Genomic DNA, 1608 nt, shown 5'->3' with positions numbered 1-1608 from the left:
ATGAATAATTAATTCAAACTTACAAATATTATTATTAAATTACATTGCTATAGAGGAGCGAAATTACTCTAAAGCACAAATCAATTTACACTCTCCTAATTTTAGTATGTATTTAAAACTGATGAAATTGCGGATACTCCTACCACAATATAAAAGACTATCATTACTATTGCTAATATAAACCATGCTAATCCTGCCTTGTTCCATGTTTTTTGTACCGCCATAAATGTCTCTACATCTTTGTAATTTCCCTTTTCCCAAGCCCATTGATTTCCTTTTGCACCACAAACAAACATCCAGATTATATTGAAAAATGGTATTAAGCATAACAATGCTATATAGCAATTATTACCTATTCCCCACAATATATTGAACATAAAAGCTCCCCAGTTCCATTTTTTTATTTCATGCGGAACTCCGTAGTTTGAAAAATCTCTTCCATCTTCCATTAATTCTCCTCCTAAATAATTAAATTTAAATATATCTCTCATTAATTATAACATTATGCTTATAACTATCTATACTAAATCTTCAGTTTAAATATTATTAAAACATTATTTTAGAATTAATATTTATAACAAAAAATAATAACTCCAAAAAAGTCAAACCCAATCTATCTATTTAATTTTCCCTATTTTGCTCATAGTTCCATCTGGATAATAAGTATATATTTCATAATTTTTCTTATCAACCAATATGTTATAATCTAAAGTCACAAAATCTCCTTCATCTATATATGAATCTACTTGAAATATATAATAATCATTTTTCAAATCATCATATAATACATAATTGTCATCAGCGCTATAAACATAATCTATCTCATCTCTTGATTCTCCTAATACTCGATAGATACCATTTATTATATCATCTATGGATTTATCACTCGACTGTACCTCTACCTTCTCACCTGTTAAATATCCCAGTAATTCCTCACAGCGTGTTCTTGTAATCGCCCCTAAATTTTGGTTTACATGTATGTATGTTCCTATTTTCTTCATTTCTTTTTCTTTTCTTTCTTTTTCCTTTATCCATGCCAGTTGCTCTTGTTTTATATCTCTCATTTCATCCGCTGGTAAATACTTTTTCAAATCTTGATATATATCATTTAACACTTCATCATATTTCTGATATGTTTTTACCGAAATAGCTCCTAGTTCTGATGTTGGCAGATTTCCAACATCATACTCCCCTAATACTCTTGTATACTCTTCATGAATTTTTTCCATTCTATCTATGTATTGTTGTTTTTTAGCTAATATCTCATCTTCTAAATCCAATTTTTCATTGTCTTCAGATTCTTCACTGCCTTTAGCTTTTTCTTGACCCTCATTTGTATCTTGTACTGTACTATTAGCTGAAGTTATTTTTTCCTCTTGCGATGCATTACTATTAGATTTTTTTGCACATCCAAACATTGTAGCTAAACTCAAGGCTACGATTAAAATTCCCCATTTTTTACTCATACCTACCCTCACCCCTAAATAAATTTTTTATTATATAAAATATACCCTATAGAGCAAATCCTTTTATTATTTGGGCTCTTTGTCAAATAACGTTGATGAAGTCAATATTTAATTTTTAAAGGCAGCATCTAATACAGTTTTC

Annotated in this window: 2 protein-coding genes; both read right to left on the bottom strand. The window is 28.9% G+C overall.

Annotated elements, in window-relative coordinates:
* Nucleotides 1–101 precede the first annotated feature (101 nt).
* The gene (locus tag BUB34_RS12850; protein ID WP_073127871.1) at nt 102–449 is read right to left on the bottom strand and encodes a ribonuclease G; all 348 of its coding nucleotides are present in this window, start codon (nt 447–449) and stop codon (nt 102–104) included.
* 168 nt (nt 450–617) lie between these two features.
* Complete coding sequence (locus tag BUB34_RS12845; RefSeq protein WP_073127869.1) at nt 618–1466, bottom strand: lysozyme inhibitor LprI family protein; 849 nt, start codon at nt 1464–1466, stop codon at nt 618–620.
* Nucleotides 1467–1608 lie beyond the last annotated feature (142 nt).

It is taken from the genome of Asaccharospora irregularis DSM 2635, from assembly GCF_900129815.1.
GTDB lineage: Bacteria > Bacillota > Clostridia > Peptostreptococcales > Peptostreptococcaceae > Asaccharospora > Asaccharospora irregularis.
This window is presented reverse-complemented; position numbering and strand designations above follow the sequence as displayed.